This is a genomic window from Aeoliella mucimassa, from assembly GCF_007748035.1.
Classification (GTDB): Bacteria; Planctomycetota; Planctomycetia; order Pirellulales; family Lacipirellulaceae; genus Aeoliella; species Aeoliella mucimassa.
In genome coordinates, this window is the sequence record NZ_CP036278.1 from 1,808,550 (window position 1) to 1,828,895 (window position 20,346).

15 protein-coding genes are annotated in these 20,346 nt (G+C 56.4%); 6 read left to right on the top strand and 9 right to left on the bottom strand.

What is annotated here, in order from left to right; translation table 11 throughout:
• Positions 1–20: 20 nt before the first annotated feature.
• The 6 genes from Pan181_RS07265 to mdh all read right to left on the bottom strand — a co-directional run bounded on the left by Pan181_RS07265 (position 21) and on the right by mdh (position 7,618).
• Positions 21–1,409, bottom strand: coding sequence for a sigma-54-dependent transcriptional regulator (locus Pan181_RS07265; RefSeq protein ID WP_145246195.1), 1,389 nt, complete (start codon positions 1,407–1,409; stop codon positions 21–23).
• Positions 1,406–2,323 carry a sensor histidine kinase gene (locus tag Pan181_RS07270; protein WP_145246196.1) on the bottom strand — a complete coding sequence of 306 codons (918 nt, stop codon included), beginning with the start codon at positions 2,321–2,323 and terminating at the stop codon, positions 1,406–1,408. Before Pan181_RS07270 ends, Pan181_RS07265 begins: the two co-directional genes overlap by 4 nt.
• Positions 2,324–2,333: 10 nt before the next feature.
• Positions 2,334–2,825 (bottom strand): hypothetical protein, encoded by a 492-nt coding sequence (locus tag Pan181_RS07275; RefSeq protein ID WP_145246197.1) that lies wholly within the window; start codon positions 2,823–2,825, stop codon positions 2,334–2,336.
• Between the two features lie 41 nt (positions 2,826–2,866).
• The gene (locus Pan181_RS07280; protein WP_145246198.1) at positions 2,867–5,323 is read right to left on the bottom strand and encodes a tetratricopeptide repeat protein; all 2,457 of its coding nucleotides are present in this window, start codon (positions 5,321–5,323) and stop codon (positions 2,867–2,869) included.
• Positions 5,324–5,523: 200 nt separating this feature from the next.
• On the bottom strand, positions 5,524–6,270 hold the full coding sequence (locus tag Pan181_RS07285; RefSeq protein ID WP_145246199.1) for an alpha/beta hydrolase: 747 nt from the start codon (positions 6,268–6,270) through the stop codon (positions 5,524–5,526).
• 403 nt (positions 6,271–6,673) lie between these two features.
• Positions 6,674–7,618, bottom strand: a complete 945-nt coding sequence (gene mdh / locus Pan181_RS07290; protein WP_145246200.1) for a malate dehydrogenase — start codon at positions 7,616–7,618, stop codon at positions 6,674–6,676.
• Between the two features lie 364 nt (positions 7,619–7,982).
• On the opposite strand from mdh, the gene flhA reads away from it, so the two are divergent.
• From flhA to Pan181_RS07315, 5 genes are all read left to right on the top strand, one after another.
• The gene (gene flhA / locus Pan181_RS07295) at positions 7,983–10,046 is read left to right on the top strand and encodes a flagellar biosynthesis protein FlhA (RefSeq protein WP_145246201.1); all 2,064 of its coding nucleotides are present in this window, start codon (positions 7,983–7,985) and stop codon (positions 10,044–10,046) included.
• A 96-nt stretch (positions 10,047–10,142) separates the two neighbouring features.
• The gene (flhF, locus tag Pan181_RS07300) at positions 10,143–11,306 is read left to right on the top strand and encodes a flagellar biosynthesis protein FlhF (RefSeq protein ID WP_145246202.1); all 1,164 of its coding nucleotides are present in this window, start codon (positions 10,143–10,145) and stop codon (positions 11,304–11,306) included.
• Between the two features lie 40 nt (positions 11,307–11,346).
• Positions 11,347–11,955 (top strand): MinD/ParA family ATP-binding protein, encoded by a 609-nt coding sequence (locus tag Pan181_RS07305; RefSeq protein WP_145246203.1) that lies wholly within the window; start codon positions 11,347–11,349, stop codon positions 11,953–11,955.
• 276 nt (positions 11,956–12,231) lie between these two features.
• Positions 12,232–12,468 (top strand): hypothetical protein, encoded by a 237-nt coding sequence (locus Pan181_RS07310; protein ID WP_145246204.1) that lies wholly within the window; start codon positions 12,232–12,234, stop codon positions 12,466–12,468.
• Positions 12,469–12,572: 104 nt separating this feature from the next.
• On the top strand, positions 12,573–13,367 hold the full coding sequence (locus Pan181_RS07315) for a FliA/WhiG family RNA polymerase sigma factor (protein WP_145246205.1): 795 nt from the start codon (positions 12,573–12,575) through the stop codon (positions 13,365–13,367).
• Positions 13,368–13,435: 68 nt separating this feature from the next.
• Here Pan181_RS07315 and purB read toward each other — a convergent pair whose 3' ends face one another.
• Positions 13,436–14,860 (bottom strand): adenylosuccinate lyase, encoded by a 1,425-nt coding sequence (gene purB / locus Pan181_RS07320; RefSeq protein WP_145246206.1) that lies wholly within the window; start codon positions 14,858–14,860, stop codon positions 13,436–13,438.
• Between the two features lie 117 nt (positions 14,861–14,977).
• Entirely contained in the window at positions 14,978–16,384 is a 1,407-nt protein-coding gene (locus tag Pan181_RS07325) for an HD domain-containing protein (RefSeq protein ID WP_145246207.1), read from the bottom strand.
• 274 nt (positions 16,385–16,658) lie between these two features.
• On the opposite strand from Pan181_RS07325, the gene Pan181_RS07330 reads away from it, so the two are divergent.
• Positions 16,659–18,974: a carboxylesterase family protein gene (locus Pan181_RS07330; protein ID WP_197529006.1), complete on the top strand. Its 2,316-nt coding sequence runs from the start codon at positions 16,659–16,661 to the stop codon at positions 18,972–18,974.
• A gap of 33 nt (positions 18,975–19,007) precedes the next feature.
• Here Pan181_RS07330 and Pan181_RS07335 read toward each other — a convergent pair whose 3' ends face one another.
• Complete coding sequence (locus tag Pan181_RS07335) at positions 19,008–20,030, bottom strand: methionyl-tRNA formyltransferase (RefSeq protein WP_145246209.1); 1,023 nt, start codon at positions 20,028–20,030, stop codon at positions 19,008–19,010.
• Positions 20,031–20,346: the final 316 nt, after the last annotated feature.

Consider the following 20,346-nt stretch of genomic DNA (forward strand, 5'->3'; position numbering starts at 1 on the left):
TTGCCGCTAGCACACTTGGTCTAGGCGACATCTGCCAGGTTGTTTTCTCGAGGGGCGACTCCGTAGTTGCGTAGTTTTCCGCTAAGGGTTCGCACGCCGATGCCGAGGGCGGCAGCGGTGCGGGCGCGGTGTCCGTTATGTCGTTTCAAGGTAGCGAGAATCACTTGCCGCTCGACTTCGGCAAGCGTGACGTCTTCGCTGGGAATCAGTGTGTCGACTGTGATCTCTGGTACAGGTTCACTTGCTGGAGCCGAGCCCAACCAGGAGCGAATCGTGTTGCCGGCAATCTCCTGATGGTCTGCTAGCACGCAGGCGCGGGTAACCACGTTCTGTAGTTCGCGGATGTTACCGGGCCAGCGATAATCGAGCATCACCTGCATGGCGTCGCTGCTAAAGCTTCGCGGGTCGCCCCCTAAACGGTGGTTGGCTTGGTTCAAGAAGTGCTGGACCAATTGAGGGATGTCGTCGCGGCGCTCGCGAAGTGGTGGCAATTGCACTGGTACCACATTCAAGCGGTAATAAAGGTCTTCGCGGAACCGGCCTTGGGCCACTTCGTGTTGCAGATCTCGGTTCGTCGAGGCCAGCACCCGCACATCGGCAGTCACGCTATGGCTCGAGCCAACCGGTTCGAACTTGCGTTCTTGGAGCACTCGCAACAGCTTCGCCTGTAGATTCAGATCGATTTCGGTGATTTCGTCGAGCAGCAGGGTGCCGCCCTGGGCGAGTTCGAAGCGCCCGACGCGATCGGCATCCGCTCCTGTGAAGGCTCCTCGACGATGGCCGAAGAGTTCGCTTTCGGTGAGTTGTTCGGAGAGTACCGGGCAGTTGAGGCTGACCAGTTCTGCCCCTGCACGCTGGCTGGCCAAGTGGATTTCGCGGGCGACTAGCTCTTTGCCGGTGCCGCTTTCGCCGCATATCAGCACGGTTTCGTCGGTGCGGGCGATGCGTTGCAGTTGCTGCCGCAGCTCTCGCATCGCTGGGCTGTCGCCGACCATTACGCGACCGGTCGGCTCGGCAGTGGTGAGCAAACCACGCCGGGAGCAAGCGGTGGCGACCGCTTGTTCGAGTCGATCGATGTCGAAGGGCTTTTCAATGTAGTCGAACGCACCGTGACGCATGGCTTCGACCGCGGTATCGATCGACGCGTGCGCGGTGATCATCAAGATCTCCACTGGTAAGCTCAAGCGTTCAATCTCGCGGATGAACTCCAGTCCGTCCATGCCGGGCATCTGCAGATCGGTGATGACGACGTCGCTGCCATGCTCGCGGAGATAGATCAGTCCCTCGCGTGCGCTGGCGCAGGCGTGTACCTCGTATCCACCATGGCGCAGGACGCTGGCCACCGACTCGCGGGAGCGAGCGTGGTCGTCGACCACCAGGATTCGCGTTGTCTGGGTAGACAAGCTCATGCAGCCGCTCCCAGAGTGCCACGGTTGATCAAGGGGAATCGCAGAGTGAAAGCTGCACCACCTTCAGGGCAGTTCGACACGCTGACTGTACCGCCATGGGCTTGGACCACGTGCTCGACAATCGCCAGGCCGAGACCGGTACCAGAGCTCTTGGTGCTGAAGAACGGCTCGAACAGTTTGCGGCGGAACTGTTCCGGCACGCCTGGTCCGCTGTCGGCAACCTCAATTTCCAAGGCAGCACTGTTTTCAAAAGTAGTGATCACCAGCTCGCCACCGTCGGGCATGGCATCGAGCGAGTTAAGCACCAGATTAAGCAGCGCCCGGCGAACCATTTCGCGATCGCCTTGAAGCACCGTATTGGGTGGAATGTCGATATCGACATCCACTGCTTGTGCTTCGAGTTGAGGAGCAAGTGATTCGATGACCTCTTCGACCAACGAGCCCACAATAAAGCTACTCGGTTGCGGCTGACGGTGTGCGGTGAAGCTGAGTAAATCGTTCACGGTAGCATCCAGGGATTGAAACCCTGCCTCGACTTGGGAAAGAGTATCGAGCGCCACGGAGTCGTCAGCGAGACGACGACGTAGCAAACTCAGGTTCAAGGTAACGGGTACCAGGTTGTTCTTCACTTCGTGGGCCACGTGCGAAGCCATTTGGCCCAGGTCGGCGAGTCGGTTTTTGCGAGCAAGCTCGCGGTTCTTGCATTCCAGTTCGTCGCTCAGTCGAGCCACTTCGGCATGCAGCGTTGCATGGGTATGTTCCAATCGGAGTGTTGCGGTGTTCCAAGCATCGAGCAGTGTCTCCAGATCAGCCTGGGCGGTGAGCTGCTCGTGCGCATCGCCGGAGTACAAACGCAGATGGGGTGCGTCGGTCGGGGGGGATTCGGAGGACTGGTTGGAAGGAGACGGATTCATGTGTTGGGGTTCAATGGGAATTGGAGGTTAGATCGATGGAGGTGCTGGCGGGACCACTGTCGAGCATTGGAGTTCGTGGTTGCGGGCTCCGCTGCTGGGCATAAGCACCCACCGCCCGCTGGGCTGTGCCCGCTTGTTTCAGACGGGCCGCCACGCGGTCGCGATGCTCAACCATCCGCAACTCTTGTTGGCGTTCGAGGTCCATCACTTCTTTAAGCAGTTGATTGCACTCTTCGGCACGTTTAGCACATGCTTGGCGATCCTGTGCCGACCGCCACACGCGTTGTTCAGGATCCTCCGCCTGGAACGGACGTAGGTGGCGCTCCACCAACTGCAAGGCGGCAATCAGGTGTTGCTTGGCACCGAGTAGTTGCAGCAAGCCAGAAGTATCCGCCGAGTCGACGGCATGTTGTTGCTTGAGCCCGATATCGCGAAGTTGCAGCAGTACTTGCTGCTTCTTGCGAATGAGTTCCGCCAGATTGTCGGTTGCCAGGGAAGTCATAGTAATTCAGGGACAAGGAAGGGAAAGAGAGATACTTCGTACTACCATTCGAGCATCTGCTCCAACATCAATTTCCATTGACTGCGATTAAAATTGGTGGTCTGGGAGAAATCGGCATCCTCGGGGAGTTGCTGCAACAGCTCGAGCGCCTGCCCCACGTTGAGCCGAGCCTTCACCGGGTCGTTCAATCGACGCCAGCAATTTGCAATTTGAACGAAGGTCTCCAGTACAAACGGTTCGTTCTGATACAGGGTGGAAACGTTGGAGTATTCATCAATCGCCTGCTTGAACCGCTCGGGGGAATGTTCAACGCGACCAAGTGCAAACAAAGCCGATCCTTTGAACATGTAGCAATTTCTGAGCATCGCACGATCAAGGGGAGTAGTGGACACGCTATTGGCGATGTCGACTCGTACCTGCTCGTAATGATGCAACGCCTTGTTTAAGAGGTGCTGCACCTCGCGGGTTCCGCTTTCGCGTTCGTTGGCGGTTTTGGCTTGCTCAAGGTCTTGCAGCGGTTTTTCCGCAGCGCGTCGGTACGATTCAGCAATCAAGTAATTGGCGAGGCGCGACTTGTTACCGCCGATTTTTCGTTCGACCGCTTCACCAAGTCGGTCCACGGCCTCGTCGTAGCGTTCTGCGTCGTACAACAGATGCCCTAGCTCGAACAGCGACTCTCGCCATTCAGCTGATTCTGGAGTAAGACCGCTGCTGTGCAGATTGCTGAGCAGTAGTTGCTCGGCTTCGCGGATGCGTTCATGATCGCCGAAGGCTTTTGCGCAGTCCAAGCGGGCTCGGAACACCGCCGCGTCTTGTGGGTGGAGTTCGATACATTCTTCGAGGGCGAACACCCCTTCGTCGACTTCGCCCAACGACAGATGGGCTTGTCCCAGGCGAAGCAGTGCTAGTGCATTGCGTTTCACAGGCTCATTCTTGAGATACTCGTTGAGCATGCGAATCGCACTGCTGTAGCTCTGTCCGAGTTGATAGCACTCCGCACTCTTCCATACCGCTTCAGTATACTCAGGCGTAGCGAACACCCTTCGGGCGTATTGCTCGTAGTCGACTCCCGCTTCTCGCAGCTTTCGGCGGCCTTCCCGTTGTACTTTCTTCGCATCGACGACACCACGAGCGGCCTCATCGACTAAATAACGACCCCATTGATTGTAGGTGTCGGCTTCGAGTTCAAGTTGCTTGGTTTTACCAAGCAAGCTCCCCAGTTGTTCTCCGAGAGTCTTGGCCGATTCGTATTGGTCGCGTGCCAGGAAGTCGGCGTGCGCGGCCATCATGCGTTGACGCAGTTCGTGCAACGGCATGTATTCATTGCGATAAGCTCTAGGGCTGTCGAGCACCGACAGACAGCGCCGATAAGCCGTGAGTGCCTGGTTGTCGTCGCGTTTTTGTTGGCGGTAGATGTCGCCTTCGGCCACCGATGCGGCAATACCAGCCGGCGAGGCGGAGAACAGTTTGCGGACACGCTCAAATTGGCGGATTGCTCGGTTGGTCTCGCCATTAAGCCCATACGCAACGCCGGCCAGGTACATGGCTTCTTCGGCGTTATCTTCCGCAGGTGAGATGCGTTCGAGCTTTGTAATCGAGTCTTTTACCGCTGCGTAAAGCTGTGTTGGTTCTTGGTTCGGATCGATGCGACTAGCGAGAAAGCGTTGTAGTTCTGCGATGCACGTATGAGCCGAAGCCATGGCGATCTGGTTGTCGGTGAGCAATTCAGCGGGAATCGCCTGGAGCGTAGCTCGTGCTTCGTTGTATCGGCCGAGCTGACAGAGCGTATCGATGCGATCGAGCAGCGTCTTCGAGCGTTTCTCGCCCTGTAAATCGTTGCTCTCGAGCGCGGTGTCGATATGTTTGAGTGCTGCTTCGAACTGCGGGGGATCGCTAAGCGAGTAGGCAGCAGCTAGTGTGAGATGCAGGTCGGTGTGATCGGCTGAGTCGTCTTGCAGAGCTTCTTCAAGCACCCGTAGACCAGCCGTGGCGTCGCCGCTTTCCAGTAAGCTGCGACCAAGCAGGTAGTTGCCTTCCTGTATGCGAGTCTTCGGAAAGCCTGCCGATTTGGCTTCCTGCAGGTACTTCGAAGCAATCAGATACTGACTCTGGCGTTGTAGTGAGGACCATTGTTGCTCGGCCTCGGCGGCTTTCACCGCGCCGAGAACAAACAATGGACCACCGTAGTCAGCCGGATCGATTTCACCGCTGTCGGTGAGTTCGACCACCAGCAGGCGTGCTTCTTGCAGTTCGCCTTTGTCGTAGGCTTCGAGAGCATCGGCGATGGTTGGTGAGCTGTCTGATACCGTGAGTGCGGCAAGATACAACCAGGTGCCGATGGTTGCGAGCAGCACGCCGAGGAAGCCGGCGCCCAACAGGATCTGGCGCAGCAGACTTACCGCGGCCCAGTCGCGGATGCCGTGCACGTAACCCATGAGCTTGCCGATCAGGCCGGCAGGCTTGGTTTCGTTCGCGTTGGTCGATGTTTCGTCGGCCACCAGGATCGGTCCTTCGATTCCTTGCAAACCAGCCGATTTACGTCCATGTAAATCTAATAGGCGCAGGTTCGTCTAGGGCTTCTACAAAACCGAATCAACCGAGTCAATGCAATCTGTGAGCGCATGCAAGCAGTTGCAGGCAAACGGCCCTTGAGATAGCGTGCGCGCAGAGTGCTAGCACGAGAGTAGTTGCAGAGCTATTAGCCGCAAACTCGCTCCATGACCCAGCGGTTGACGTCCGCGAGCATGCAGGTGGTTAGATCGTCGCTGCCAGGGTATTGGCGGATATCGACGTTGCAACCGGCCGAATGAAGCAGTCGCAGGTCGCGGCAAACAGCGGTTTCGGGATACTGTGGGTAATCCCGAGAAGAGGAGAGTAAGAAGGGGAGCTTACGCAATCGGTTTACGTTGCGTAGCAGCGAGTGGCGACGAGGCAGAGCACCATTGATCGATATCACGCCCGCGAAACGTTCGGGGGTCTGCATGGCCAATCGCAGTGCCATGCTGCCGCCGTTTCCATGGCCGACAAGGAAAATGCGGCTGTCGTGAACGCTGAATTCGCTGCGGGCCAAATCAATGGCTTCGCTCACCGCCTGGCCAGCAGCAGCAATCGCTACGGGCTGCTGAACCCATTGGTAGCTGCGGAGTTGATCGTTGCATTCGTGAGAAGCCTGAGGGGCCACGGCAACGAAGTTTTGTGTGCTAATGTGCTGCATGACTTGCGGCAAATGCCGCTCGTTGCCACCTTTTTCGTGGAGCCAAACGATCAGGGGATAGGAGTATCCCATCTCGTAATTTGTCGGCAGAAAAGTCGCAACGGGGGTGTCGACAGTCGTTCGAGCGGGAGCCATCGCTAGCGCGGTTCCCAGGCCACTGGTGGGTGGGGTGGGAATTAAGTGTTGCCAGGAGGATTCGTTCGCTGCGGTAACGGCACGTCGGCGTTTCATGCGATTATCTCAGGGGGGACTGGGTATGTATAAATTCGTGCTACGACCAATGCGGTTGTGGTTCCGCAAGGCGGTGGGAGGAAACCGACCCGGAGATAGACCGGTAGTCAGAAGCAGATCGAATGTTACCGACTTGGTTAGTAAGAAAGACCAAGGCTACGTAGTACGTCGTCTAAAGGGGAGAAACTCGACTAACGGCGGCAGCATCGACTCCAAATAGCAATAGCAACCTGCGACAAGCATGCCGAGGTTAATGCACTGGCAATCTTGTTGATGGCAACAAGATTGCCAGGCAGTAAACCGACTTTAATCGAACTGGCTGCAGGGTGTCAACGCCGGACATTTTTAGTTGCTCAAAGTTCGCTAGCAACCTTATTTATGGCGATTGACAAATGAGGTTTGCTTAGACCAAACCAGCCATGACGGAGACGAGTTCTTTCACTGCATCGACACTGTGTTGGAACGCAGCAGTCTCGGTCTCGGTGAGTTTCAGTTCCACGATTTTCTCTACACCATTGGTGCCAAGGATTACGGGAACACCTACGTAGTAGCCGCCGACATTGTATTCCTTGTCGCAGTAGGCTGCACAAGGAATCAGGCGTTTCTTATCGCGAATAATGGCTTCCACCATTTGGGCGGTGGCACCGGCGGGGGCGTAGTAAGCGCTGCCGGTCTTCAGGAGTCCGACGATCTCGGCTCCACCCTTGCGGGTGCGGTCGACGATTTCTTCCAGACGCTTCTCGTCAATCAATTGGGTGACAGGAATGCCACCAACGGTGGTGCAGCTAGGCAGCGGCACCATTGTGTCGCCGTGACCACCCATTAGGAGGGCACAGATGTCTTCGACGCTGACGCCGAGTTCCATGGCGAGGAACGTACGATAGCGAGCAGTGTCGAGCACACCGGCTTGACCAATGACGCGCGATGGTGGGAATCCGGTGACTTGCATGGCACGTTGCACCATGGCGTCGAGCGGGTTGCTAACGACGATCACCACGGCGTCGGGACTGGTGGCTTTCACTTGCTCGCAAACCATCGTCATGATCTTGGCGTTGGTTGCTAGCAAGTCGTCGCGGCTCATGCCGGGCTTGCGAGGAATGCCCGCAGTGACGACTACCACGTCGCTACCAGCGGTGTCGGCGTAGTCGTTGGTGCCGATCACGGTGGAATCGAAACCAAAGATTGGCGACGACTGCATGAGGTCGAGCGCTTTGCCGCGCGGCATGTCGGCCATTTCGCCAGGGATGTCCAGGAGCACGATGTCTCCGAGTTCGGCAGCTGCACACCAATGAGCGGTGGTAGCTCCTACGTTACCGGCTCCGACAATTGAGATCTTTGCACGACGCATGGTCACTCTCCCTTTTAGGCTTGATACGGAGACTGCCAGTTCCTCAATTCAAGGGCTCCGCACGGGGAGCATCGTACTGGGGAGGATGCCAGCAGTTCGCAAGGTTGTTCGTAACTCTAGTTGAGTATCTGCGCGATTGGCACACGACGCAAGGTGCCAAAAATCTAGCTAATATCCCGTAAAACAGCGCGTGCTGATTCGCACAGCAGAGAATCAAACAAGGTATCCACGCATCCAATACTTGGTAACTGTCGGTATGGACAAGGTAGGGCGGTTCGGGTACGGTCTGCCCGCTCGCCGACGTGGGCGAGCAGGGCGACTACTTCATCAAGCAATTGTGGCGATGGCCTCACCACCTCCTATCATGCCTGTTTGGGTACAACGTGCCCAGGAGCTGATCCTGCCGCTGGCGTTTATCTCCAGCGTGTTGGTGATCATGGTTCCATTGCCACCGGCACTGATGGACGTGCTGCTGGCGGGCAATATCACCGTGTCGGTGATCGTGCTGCTGACGACCATCTACGTGCGCTCGCCGCTCGATTTTAATATTTTCCCCTCGTTGCTTTTGGCAACCACGCTAGCCCGGCTGGTGCTCAATGTAGCGACCACCCGGTTGATTCTGACTCGTGCGGAAACCGATCATCTTCAGGCGGCCGGCGGTGTGATCACTGCGTTTGCCGACTTTGTAGCGGGTGATGGCAAAATCGTCGTTGGTCTGATCATCTTTGTCATCATCGTGGTCATCCAGTTTGTGGTGATTACTAAGGGTGCTACGCGTATTAGTGAAGTCGCGGCTCGTTTTGCCTTGGACGGCATGCCCGGCAAGCAAATGGCGATCGACGCAGATCTGAACGCTGGGATTATCGACGAAAAGGAAGCCCAGCGGCGGCGCGAAGAGATCACCCAGCAAGCCGATTTCTACGGGGCGATGGATGGTGCCAGCAAATTCGTACGCGGCGATGCGATCGCCGGTATCGTGATTACGGTGATCAACATCGTTGGCGGGCTGGTAATCGGTGTTTTCGAACTCGGTATGCCGATTGGCGAAGCAGGCAGCTTGTTCACTCGTCTGACGATTGGCGACGGACTGGTGAGTCAGGTGCCCGCATTCTTGATTTCGTTGGCGGCTGGTCTGCTCGTGACGCGAAGCACCCGCAAGTCGAACATGCCGCAACAGTTCATCGAACAAATCTTCTCGCGTCCGCAAGCGTTGGCCGTCGCCGGCGGGTTTCTGGGCGTGTTGATCTTCACTAGTTTGCCACGCATTCCTTTGTTATCACTCGGGTTGGCTTGCATCGGTATGGCGCATGCCATGACCAAGCGAGCGAAGACTCAGAGAGAAAAAGAAGAAGCCGTAGCGGCCCAAGAACAAACCAAGAAGCCCGAAGAGCGGGTGGAAGACTACTTGGCGATCGATCCCATGGAGATCGAACTTGGGGTGGGGCTGATTCGTCTGGCCGATCCGAATCGCGGTGGCGACCTGCTCGAGCGCGTCGGCCGTGTACGCAATAACGTGGCTTCTGAAATTGGGTTGGTGATGCCGAAGGTTCGCATTCGTGACAACATGCGACTCGATCCCAACGACTACCGCATCAAGATCGCCGACATGCCGATCGACGGCGGAAGTGTCGAGCCCGGAATGTTGTTAGCCATCGATTCGGGCATGACTTCGAATCCCATCGATGGCATCCCGACCACTGATCCCGCTTTCGGTACCGAAGCCCGCTGGATTCAACCTGGCCTTCAAGATCAAGCCGAGTTGTTTGGTTACACCGTTGCGGAGCCGGCTGCTGTGTTAGCGACGCATCTTACCGAAGTCTGTCGCCGTCATGCGGACGAGATTCTCACTCGCGATGCGACGAAGCATTTAATCGACGAGCTGAAGAACGTATCCCCGACTGTGGTCGACGAGCTGATCCCAGGCACCATGTCGCTAGCCGAAGTACAGGGGGTGCTGCAGCTCTTACTACAAGAGCAGGTATCGGTTCGTCAATTGGCGATGATCCTCGAAACTCTCGGCGACTACGCTCCGCGTACGAAAGATCCGGTGCTGCTAACCGAGTACGTCCGCCATCGTCTGGCACGGCAGATTTGCACACGATACCGGGATAGTGAGAACCAGTTGCACGTGGTTGCGTTGGATCCCGCGGTCGAAGATCGTATTCGCGCCGGGGCGGAACACAATGAGCGAGGATTGTTCATTCGGATGGCACCGCAAGCCATCGAAGCCACCTGTGCGAGGATTAAGCTGGAGATCGAGAAGCTCGCGAACTTCGGCCATACACCCATCGTACTGGTCAGCCCACAGGTTCGCGCGGCTCTCAAGCAGGTTACACAGAACCACTTGCCGCAACTGGTTGTATTGAGCTTCAACGAGATTACGAAGGATACAAAGATTGTCACCCATGGCCTGGTGACCGATGGTTAACCCGCTGGTGACCACCCGAGTTTCATCGCAGGACGCGTTCTCGGTTAGTCGCCTTATAATATTCCCGACCCTTTTCGTTCAACTGAGTGTGCAGACATGGAAGTCAAATCATTCCGCGCCAAATCAATGCAGCAAGCGTTAGACCTGGTGCGCCGCGAGTTTGGTAACGATGCCTCGGTGGTTCACACACGCGAAGTCAACAATGGATTGCTGCGTCGACTGATGCTGGGCCGAGAGGTTGAGATCGTTGCCTCGCGAGCTGAGCCTACTCCACAGATGGCGTCGGCAGTGGCTGCCGGGCCTGTTCGCGAAGAGCCTGCGCCGGTTGCCATCCCTGCGGTGCATGAGGACATGGACTATCGGTCGCGTTATCGTGAGGCGATTGACACCGAGTTGTCGCAGCAGTTGGGTAATTTACAGTCGATGATGGAACAGCTCTGCGCGTCGAGCACTACGCGTCGTGAGAACGAAATGCCACAAGGGTTGTTCGAGGCTTACACCGATCTGATAGAAGCCGACGTGGACGAGCGAACCGCCCGTGAACTGATCGACATCCTAGGTGCCCAAGGCACTTTGCAGGGAGGAGCAGTCGCCCACCAGCGGATACATGATCTGGTTGCGGACCAGATACAGGCGGCTGGCCCCATTCAATTGGTCGAAGGTGAACGCCGACTGGTCGCCTTAGTTGGTCCGACTGGCGTGGGAAAAACCACGACGGTTGCCAAACTGGCGGCTAACTATCGCTTACGTGAGAAGAAGCGAGTTGGATTAATTACGGTCGACACTTACCGTGTGGCTGCGGTCGAACAATTGCGAACGTATGCGGATATTATCGACTTGCCGATGGAAGTGGTTGCTACGCCACGCGAAATGCGTGAGGCCGTGGCGCGAATGACGGAACTCGACCTGGTGTTACTCGACACAGCGGGACGTAGTCCGCGCGACGAAGTGCAGATTCAAGAACTCAAGTCGATGCTCGGCGAAGCCCAGGCCGACGAGGTGCACTTGGTGCTGTCGAGTACCGCGGCTACGCGTAGCCTGATCACCACCGCCGAACGGTTTAGCATGGTGGGGGCTACATCGCTGTTACTCACGAAGCTCGACGAAGCGACCAGTTTGGGGCATCTGCTGGCGTTGCTTCGGCAATGCCCGCTCCCGATCAGTTATCTGACAAATGGTCAGAATGTGCCCGACGATATCGCCATTGCTACCTGCGACGGTCTGGCCAGCGAGATCTTGGGAAGCTCTGTAGCTGTTTAATATTGTCAGGACGGGGGCGTCTTGTTGCGGGATGAACTCGATGGACGATCAAGCCTACCAACTCCGACAGCTCGTAAGGGCGGTTCGCCAAGCGGCAGCAGTATCGACTGGCCCTCCGCTGTTCGTATTCGTAGCGGCGAACCAGCATTCGCACGTCGATGCTGTCAGTAAGCTGTTGCTTCAAGAGGCAAGCACTCGATCGATCGAGGTTGCGAGAGTCGACCCCTCTCAACAAAGTATCGAAATGGGTGACTGGCAAATAGCCGAACTCATCGGTCCCTATCAAGCGAGTGACGAACCGCAGTGGAAACGAGCTTCGGCCTGCGTATTGATGTCGACGGCCGATGACGACTCCATCCTTGCGTCATACAAGTTGCTCAAGCAAGTGAGTGGGGACTCCCCACTGCCGCGTATCGAAATTGTTGTATGGAGCGAGTCGCAAGAGACTCGCGCCGACACCGCGGCTGATCGCTTGCAACAAACATGCGAGCGGTTTCTCGCTGCTCCTATTACGCATACTGTTATCGTGAAGTCGCCGGAAGAATATGGACGTTTGCACCTGCCACAATTGGTCGACAGGCTAGCAATGTTAGCACCGGTGGCAAGCTCAAATGATCACAGTCCTATTGCGTCGACCCCCTCGCAATAGCTATAAGGTTGCATCTCATTTGCCTACCACAGGCTACGTCGTGCCATTCGCGACGCCTTTTCGCAGAACCTTGTCAACTTGCTTATCACACTGATTGGGATTTGAGTCTGCGTGCTCAATAGTTTTGCTCGATGATCCAAAATTGGGTGTTTCTTCTCAGATCGCTTCAAGCTTTGAGTCACCTTATGCCGATAAAGTTCGACATAGCCATCTCGCGCACTCGCGTGACAGGATGGATGATGTGGATGAACTTTAACGGCATCAAAAGGTGGATTCATGGGGCGAGCATATGCTGGCGTACTTGGCTACCTGGCCGCGGCGCTAACATTAGCCCGCGGGTTCATGGCCAGCGGGGGAGTGGAAAGCACGATGATGAACGCCATCGTGGCGTTGGTCATTTTTGCGATGATCGGCTTTGTCTTGGGCAGCGTTGCCCAGGAGACGGTGGATCAATCCGTACGTCAGCGACTCGAAGAGAATCTCGAAGCATCCCAATCCACTGAGGCGACGTAACGCCCAGCCTATGTTCAAACACTGAGTAGAACTCCCCAACACTTATCCGCTTGCAAGATACGCCTCGCATGATGCGACGCGTTTGAAGAATCACGGAGGAATGAATGGCCGCGACGACCACCGCATCGAAAGAAGAGATCACCGAACTGTGGATACAGTTTAAGGCTGATCCCACGAACAAAATGCTGCGGAATCGGCTTGTCGAACAGTATCTGCCGCTGGTGAAATACAATGGCGAACGCATTTGGTCGCGACTTCCCGATGGTGTGGAACTCGACGACCTGATCTCCGCTGGTGTGTTTGGTCTGATGGATGCCATTAATGCATTCGATATGGACCGCGGCGTGAAGTTCGAAACGTATTGTGTGCCACGTATTCGTGGTGCCATGCTCGATGAGCTTCGTACCATGGACTGGGTGCCTCGCCTGGTGCGTAGCAAAGCCAGTAAGTTGAATGAAGCGGTCAAGCAACTCGAAACTCGACTTGGTCGTCAACCCAACGAGAACGAGCTAGCCGAGCAAATGGGCATTAGCGTTAAGGAGCTTGAGAAGCTCATAACCGACGCAAATGCTGTGAATCTGGTGAGTCTCAATAAGAAGTGGTACGAGACCGACAGCTACAAAGATGTCCGCGAAATCGATATTCTCGAGGACAAGAAGGGTGAAGACCCCACCAAGCGGATTCAAAAGTCGGATCTCATGCGTCTTGTGACCAAGGGTCTGAACCGCAACGAGCGACTCATCATCATTCTCTATTACTACGAAGAACTGACGATGAAGGAAATCGGCGCGACGCTCGATCTTTCGGAGAGCCGCGTGAGCCAGATGCACAGTGCGATCGTCAATCGCCTGCAAGGGCAGTTGGGCCGCCGCCGACCCGAGTTCGGTGCGACCGCTTAGTTGGCGACACCAATCGAAACGAAACAGCCGCTTGCGTCCTCCGTGCGAAGACGCAAGCGGCTTTTGTTTTAGACTCGCAGTTCTTCGCCGCCGGAGCCGGTGCCATACTTCTCACGAATCGGGGCTATCACCTCGGCGAGGAACGCATCGACCTGCTCGGGCGCGCGGCCTACCAACGACTGGGGGTCGATGGCAGCAGCCACGTCCACGCCGGCGAAGGCTTCGTCCTGTTGCAGGCGGTCGAGTAGATCATTCGGTAGGCCTTGTTGCTTGACCACCGCAGCTGCGTCCTGACTATGTTGCCGAATACGCTCGTGCAATTCCTGGCGATCACCGCCTGCCGAGACTGCCTGCATCAGGAAGTTTTCGGTGACCATGAACGGAAGCTCTTCGTTTAGGTTCTTGGCGATCACATTCGGATACACGACCAGTCCGCTGGCGACGTTGTGATAGATCGACAGAATCGCGTCGACGGCCAGGAATGCCTGAGGAAGCGTGAGGCGGCGATTCGCACTGTCGTCGAGCGTCCGCTCCATCCATTGTGTCGCGTGAGTCGCCGAAGCACTCGTCTCCAAGCTCATCGCGAAGCGAGCCAGCCCACAGATACGTTCGCTTCGCATGGGATTGCGTTTGTAGGCCATGGCCGACGAACCGATTTGGTTCTTTTCGAACGGCTCTTCCATCTCCTTGCGGTGGGCGAGGATGCGAATGTCAGTGGCCGCCTTATGGCAGCTCGCTGCAATTCCTGAGAGCGTATTAAGTACTTGGTGGTCGACCTTGCGCGGATACGTTTGACCGGTCACCGCATAGATGTTGTCGAAGCCAATCTTCTTCGCGACGAGCTCTTCGAGCTTGGCAACTTTTTCGTGATCGCCTTCAAAGAGTTCGAGAAAGCTCGCTTGTGTGCCGGTGGTTCCTTTGGTGCTTCGAGCCGCCAGCGTGGCCAAGCGATGTTCGATCTCTTGCAGGTCGAGTACTAGGTCGTATGCCCACAGCGTAGCTCGTTTGCCCACCGTGGTAGGTTGTGCGGGCTGTAGATGTGTGAAGCCCAGGGTGGCGAGATCGCGATGCTCTGTAGCAAAGTTGCTCAAGGCGTCGATCACCGATACTACTCGTTCGCGGAGCAGTTCCAGCGATTCGCGAATCAGCAGCAGGTCGGTGTTGTCGACCACGAAGTTGCTTGTTGCCCCCAGGTGGATAATACCCTTCGCTCGCAAGCACTGGTCTCCGTAGACGTGAACGTGAGCCATGACGTCGTGGCGCAGTTTCTTTTCGTAGGTGGCCGCTGCGACGAAGTCGATATCGTCGACTTTGGCCCGCAGTTCATCGAGTTGAGCCTCGGCAATCGGCACTCCAAGTTCTGCTTCGGCTTCAGCCAAGGCGACCCATAGTCGCCGCCAGGTGCTGAACTTCTTTTGGTCGCCCCAGATGGCTGCCATCTGTCGCGAGGCGTAACGAGAGATGAGCGGGTTTTGATAGTAGTCGTGATTCATAAGTGAAATCGGGATTCAGGATTCAATGGGGCAGGGGAGAGGAGGCACTGTTGGAAGCGGGCAACCTGGCGTCGACCAAAGTCGACGAGTTGCTCCGATCCTCGCACCCTCGCCCTCTTACATATTAGTCAGGTCGTCTTCGCTGCGGCTACCAATAATGGTATCGAGTGCTGCTCCGATGGCCTTGGCTTGCTCGATCGTGTGGTTTTTCCGCAAGTAGATCCGGCAAGCCCGGTGGGCAATCGGCAGCTGAGCGAAGAGTTTATCGTCGGTGAGCGGGTAGACTTTATCGGTCGATGGATTGTATTGGAAATTCTGCCCTGCGGTCGCCGCCAGAGCATCGGGGCGGTAAATATGGCGAGGCAGATCGATCTGCATTTCAATGTTCCGCATCTCGGGTGGCAGGCTGTCGCGAATGGATTGCTCCAGCAGGCCCGCTTTACTGAACACGCTGGCCGCTTCGCTATCGCCTTCGCGAATGGTCTGGTTGCGATCTTCTACGGTCACCCAATCGACCTGACGATTCAACAAGCGATCCCAACGCTCACCAAGTTCGCGGGTTCGCTGGTCGTCGCTTGTGGCCCAACGCGAGACATCGATCAGCAGCGACCACTCGGTGAAATGAAGGTACTCATCAAGGTGTTCCAGAGGGTTGCCTGGGAACAGCAGATCGCGACTGTCGCGAAATAGTTCGCCCAAGGTTTTGTCGATCGCCCGCACGGTGCGATGGAAATAGACCGAGCGGAACAACTCGCTTTTGGTCTGCATGAACTTCACCAAGGCGTTCATGCCTCGTTGATGAATCGTAAGTCCGCGTTCGCTGAAGAAACTGTATCGCAGTAAGCGATCGAGATCGTAAGCCCGATTGCTGTAGCCCGACATAAACGCGTCGCGCAATACGAAGTCCATGTTGTCCACGGTATACAGCCCACAGAACAAGCTCCGCAGCAGTACTTGCCAGCGCGGATACAGATGGGCGTCGTCGGTCTTGGGACGCTGGATGAGCATCGCCACTTCGGCGGGGTCGAGCTGCTCGTCGTCGTTCATTCGGCAAGTGGGGCACTCGCGAATGCCGCGAATTAACTCGCCGAGTTCATCGGTGATAATGCGGGCCCCGAGCGTCTCGTGGGTGAGGCCGTAGTCTTTGAGATAGTGGGCGTCGAAAAAGTGCCCAAATGGCCCGTGCCCAACGTCATGCAGGAGCGCTGCGACCCGCACCAGGCACTCCACGTACCCTCGACTGGGGGCCTGCCCATGGCAAGTGTCCAGCAGGCTGTCATAAAGCCGGTCGATTACCTGGCTGGCCATGTGCATGGCGCCGACGATGTGCTGGAAGCGGGTATGTTCGGCCGATGGATAGACCCACCAAGCGGTCTGAAGCTGATGGATTTGCCGCATCCGCTGCACCCAGGGATGGTCCAGCAAGGCACGTTCCGGGGTTTCCCCTTCCGGCACGTAAGACAGGAACGGAATGTACCCGTGAATGGGGTCGTGGCACAAACTTTCGCGGTGAAAATCCTTCATACCCCCTATTGTGCCGGAATGAGGGAATGAGCGGGAGGGTCCTGAGGTTGGCCCAGTGTTGGTTGCAATAAGTACCGTGCGGACGAGCGAAACAGTCATAACCGCTATAACTGGAAATATGCACCATCCAGCTGGGATCTGGCTGGCCATTTCACGGTGGGGAGCACCGCGGTGTTTGACGCCTTGTTTCGGCGGGCGAGAATAGGGAATGTGGTTCGTTGCCGATTGCCTTCCGAATGGTTGTTTCGTGATATATCGTTTACTTATCTTCTGCTTGTTGTCGTTCGCTACGCTAGCCCAAGGGGCCACGGTCAGGCTCAACGACGGTCGCGTGCTCAAGGGGAAGGTGATAACCCTCTCGGGCGTCGCCGACGATCCCAACAGCACCGACCCCAAGGCAGGCGAGGTGAAAGTCGCCCCCATTCTACTCGTGGATGATGGCTTGCGACGAACCTATGTTGGGAAAGCCATCGATGTCAAAGAAGTGATTGAAGGCGACGACGCCCGCGTTGTCCGCCTGCGACCTTGGCAAAACGTGGCCGAGCATGGCGGCGGAATGATGAGCGTCGGCCCCAGCCTGGCGATTGAGCCCTGGGACAAATTCGGACGGCGGCGGTTTGTCATGCAAGCGCCGGATGGTCCGCTTTCGATCATTCAAGGCATGACCGAGATCACCCCCGACTACGTTCGGGTGGAAGGACTCACAGGAGCCCGTCGACCGATTCAGTGGGATATGCGGTTGGCTACTAGTTCGATTCCCCGCGACCAGCTTTCCGCGATTCTTCATCAGTTGATCAAAGATGACGACTACGAAGGTCGGTTGCAGATTGTACAGCTCTATCTACAGAGCGAACGCTATGTGGAAGCGGCCGACGAATTGGATAAGGTTGGTAAGGATTTTCCCGATCGAGAAGAACTCGGTGATAACTTACGGCAACTCCGGCAGTTGAGTGCTCGAAGCATCCTGCGAGAGATTGAACTTCGCCAATCGGTGGGGCAGCACACGCTAGTAAAGAAACTGCTACCGAGATTCCCTTCGGAAGATGTCGCAGGAGAAACACTCCAGCAAGTGCGTGAGATTCTCACCGAGTACGACCAGCTTGAAGCACGAAAACAGTTGTTTTTCAGTAAATTGTCAGGCGAGATCGAGAAACTAGCCGACGCATCACATCAGCAACTCGGCAAGCAATTGCTGGAGGAAGTCAAGACTGACCTGACCTACGACACGCTCAATCGGACCGCTTCGTTCATGCAGTTAGTAGATGATGAGGCAATGACCGCGGAGCGTAAAGTGGCCTTAGCGATGAGTGGTTGGTTGCTCGGATCGACCCAGGCACTCGATAACTTTGGTGTCGCTGCGTCGCTGATGCAGGTGCGTAACAAAGTAGTGGAGTACCTGCGTGAGGATCAGGCTGCCCGGCGTGCACAGATTCTACACGATATCAACGAACTCGAAGGTGGCACACCCGAGCGTGTTGCCGAGATCCTCAAACTCATTAAGCCACCTGAGCCACTGCCCGAAGATGCGAAGAAAGGCATTCGCTTTTTCGATATGCATCTCGAGCTACCCGCACCGAGCGGGCCGGCACGCTATCTGGTGCAACTGCCACCCGACTACGATCCACTACGCCACTACCCGACCATCCTGACCCTGAACGGGCATGGCTACCGTCCCGAGTTACAACTTGACTATTGGGCAGGCGGGCCACATCCAACTCAAGGCCGTATCGGCCAGGCCATGCGACATGGATACATCGTAATTGCTGTTGATTGGTTAGAACCACACCAGGCCGAATACAACTATTCGTTGCGTGAGCATCAAGCGGTGTTGGGCTCGTTGCGTGACGCCATGCGTCGTTTCTCGATCGATACCGACCGCGTCTTCTTAACGGGCCATGGCATCGGCGGCGACGCTGCTTGGGATATTGGTCTCGCGCATCCCGATCTGTGGGCGGGGGTCATCCCGTTCTTGGCTCGCAGCGAGAAGTACACGCCACGGTATCGCGACAATGCTTCGCACGTGGATTGGTATTTCGTGGATGGCGAACTCAACGGCGACAACATTGAGCACAACGCCACCCAATGGGATTTCTATCTCCGTCCTGGTATTCCAGCCACCCTCGTGGAGTATCGCGGACGAGGTTTCGAACCGTACCACGACGAGATTCAGCGGTTGTTCGACTGGATGTCGAGTCCTGGCCGACGCCGGCGACTTCCCCCCGCGGAGTTCGAGGTAAAGAGCATGCGTCCGTGGGATAATTTCTTTTGGTGGCTTGAAGTGGAAGGCTTGCCAGAACGATCGATGGTTGCTCCTGAGACGTGGCCCCCCGACCGCGGCACTCGCCCCACGCAGATTCGTGGGCGGATGTACGAAACCAACAAGCTCGGCGTGTTCCATCAAGCAGAACGAACCACCGTGTGGCTATCGCCCGACTTTGTGGATTTCCAGCAGCCGATGGAGATCGAAAAGAACGGTACTCGCATTAGTCCCCGCGACCGGAATATTGAACCCGACTTAAGGGTGATGCTCGAAGATGCCCGCACACGCTGCGACCGATTGCATCCCTACTGGGCCAAAGTTACCGACTGAGTTGCGAAGCCATGTTTCGCGAGAACAAGGTTGCTATTCTTTGATGATTCTTCGATTCAGTCGCTCCATCACGGCATTCAACTGTTCTTCCAGGCTGGCAACTTTCTTTCGCAGTCGATGCACCTCGTTTTCCAAGAAGTAGCCAAGCTGCGATCCTATGCGTAATTTGTTTGCGTCGAGGGAGTCGCTGACTAGCTCAAACTCTTCGACAAGCAGTGCTCCGTCGCCGGTTTGAATAAGCGGTTGCGATTCATTCGTAAAGCTCAGCACACGGCCTGCGACGCCGTGATGGTTGCAATCCACGGCGACCGAAGCACGCCAGATAATAAGCTTAGAGTCGCCAAGATACGTGTAGGCTCCGGGGAACGGCCGCGACGCCGCCCGCACCTGACTGGCGATCGTGGTCGCCGACTTCTGCCAGTCGATAAGACCATCGCTGGGAGTGCGTTTGCCCATATAGGTGGCCTGAGAGTGATCCTGAGGCTCCGGCGCCCATTCGCCCGCGTTGAGTTGCGGAAGCCACCGATCGAGTCCACGACGGATCGCGTCGTGAATCGACTGTTCGATGTCGCTGGCGTAGTCGTTCGCCGAGACTTCGAACGGTTCCTGCACGAGAATCGGGCCCGAGTCTGTTCCTTCGTCCATCAGAAAGAAAGTGGCCGCAGCTTCCGTCTCGCCCAACGACAGCCAGGCGTAGGGGGCACGACCTCGGCCTTTGGGGAGCCGAGTGGGGTGGAAGCCAACCGCTCCCACGGTGGGCAGGTTTAGCAGGTCTTCTCCCACGAGTTGAGATAGACCGACGACAAACAGCAAATCAGGCTGCCATCGCTCAACCAAGGCTTTGACCTGTGGTTCGTTAATCTTCTCGAATGTCTCGCTCGGAATATTAGTGCCCTCTACGATGTCGGCTAGCGGAGCAAAACCGCTGACATGTCGCGACGCCGAAGAAGCCAACTCCAGAACCCCAACTACCTGACAATGGTTGCGAAGCAACGATTCGAGAGTAGTACGAGAAGTGTTGACGCTTCCCACAAAGACAATGCGTGGCGGATTCATGCGGACTTCTTTCTAGGTGCAAGCGATCAGACATTCGCCGTTCGGCGCGAGTGCGAATGCGTCTGACTATTGTCAGCAATCCTGCCAAAGGGTCAACGGACCTCGCTCGGTGGGCGCCGGTTTCTGTTGATTTCGAGCAACATGAACCAGCGATTGCACACGCCGTGGGGGACGTGGGGAGTATTTGCAACACCAAAAAAGGAATGTTGAGTTTGAACCACAACTCTGACTGCGCCGTATGAACTTAAACTGTTCGCGGTGGAAAGATTCGCATCGCCTTCTTTAGCTTTGCGCTTATTCGTGACCTAAGTTTGGT

What these genes read in the sequence shown, in the direction of transcription:
- Pan181_RS07265 (WP_145246195.1), bottom strand. Translation starts at nt 1,409, where the DNA reads ATGAGCTTGTCTACCCAGACAACGCGAATCCTGGTGGTCGACGACCAC.
- Pan181_RS07270 (WP_145246196.1), bottom strand. Translation starts at nt 2,323, where the DNA reads ATGAATCCGTCTCCTTCCAACCAGTCCTCCGAATCCCCCCCGACCGAC.
- Pan181_RS07275 (WP_145246197.1), bottom strand. Translation starts at nt 2,825, where the DNA reads ATGACTTCCCTGGCAACCGACAATCTGGCGGAACTCATTCGCAAGAAG.
- Pan181_RS07285 (WP_145246199.1), bottom strand. Translation starts at nt 6,270, where the DNA reads ATGAAACGCCGACGTGCCGTTACCGCAGCGAACGAATCCTCCTGGCAA.
- mdh (WP_145246200.1), bottom strand. Translation starts at nt 7,618, where the DNA reads ATGCGTCGTGCAAAGATCTCAATTGTCGGAGCCGGTAACGTAGGAGCT.
- flhA (WP_145246201.1), top strand. Translation starts at nt 7,983, where the DNA reads ATGCCTGTTTGGGTACAACGTGCCCAGGAGCTGATCCTGCCGCTGGCG.
- flhF (WP_145246202.1), top strand. Translation starts at nt 10,143, where the DNA reads ATGGAAGTCAAATCATTCCGCGCCAAATCAATGCAGCAAGCGTTAGAC.
- Pan181_RS07305 (WP_145246203.1), top strand. Translation starts at nt 11,347, where the DNA reads ATGGACGATCAAGCCTACCAACTCCGACAGCTCGTAAGGGCGGTTCGC.
- Pan181_RS07310 (WP_145246204.1), top strand. Translation starts at nt 12,232, where the DNA reads ATGGGGCGAGCATATGCTGGCGTACTTGGCTACCTGGCCGCGGCGCTA.
- Pan181_RS07315 (WP_145246205.1), top strand. Translation starts at nt 12,573, where the DNA reads ATGGCCGCGACGACCACCGCATCGAAAGAAGAGATCACCGAACTGTGG.
- purB (WP_145246206.1), bottom strand. Translation starts at nt 14,860, where the DNA reads ATGAATCACGACTACTATCAAAACCCGCTCATCTCTCGTTACGCCTCG.
- Pan181_RS07325 (WP_145246207.1), bottom strand. Translation starts at nt 16,384, where the DNA reads ATGAAGGATTTTCACCGCGAAAGTTTGTGCCACGACCCCATTCACGGG.
- Pan181_RS07335 (WP_145246209.1), bottom strand. Translation starts at nt 20,030, where the DNA reads ATGAATCCGCCACGCATTGTCTTTGTGGGAAGCGTCAACACTTCTCGT.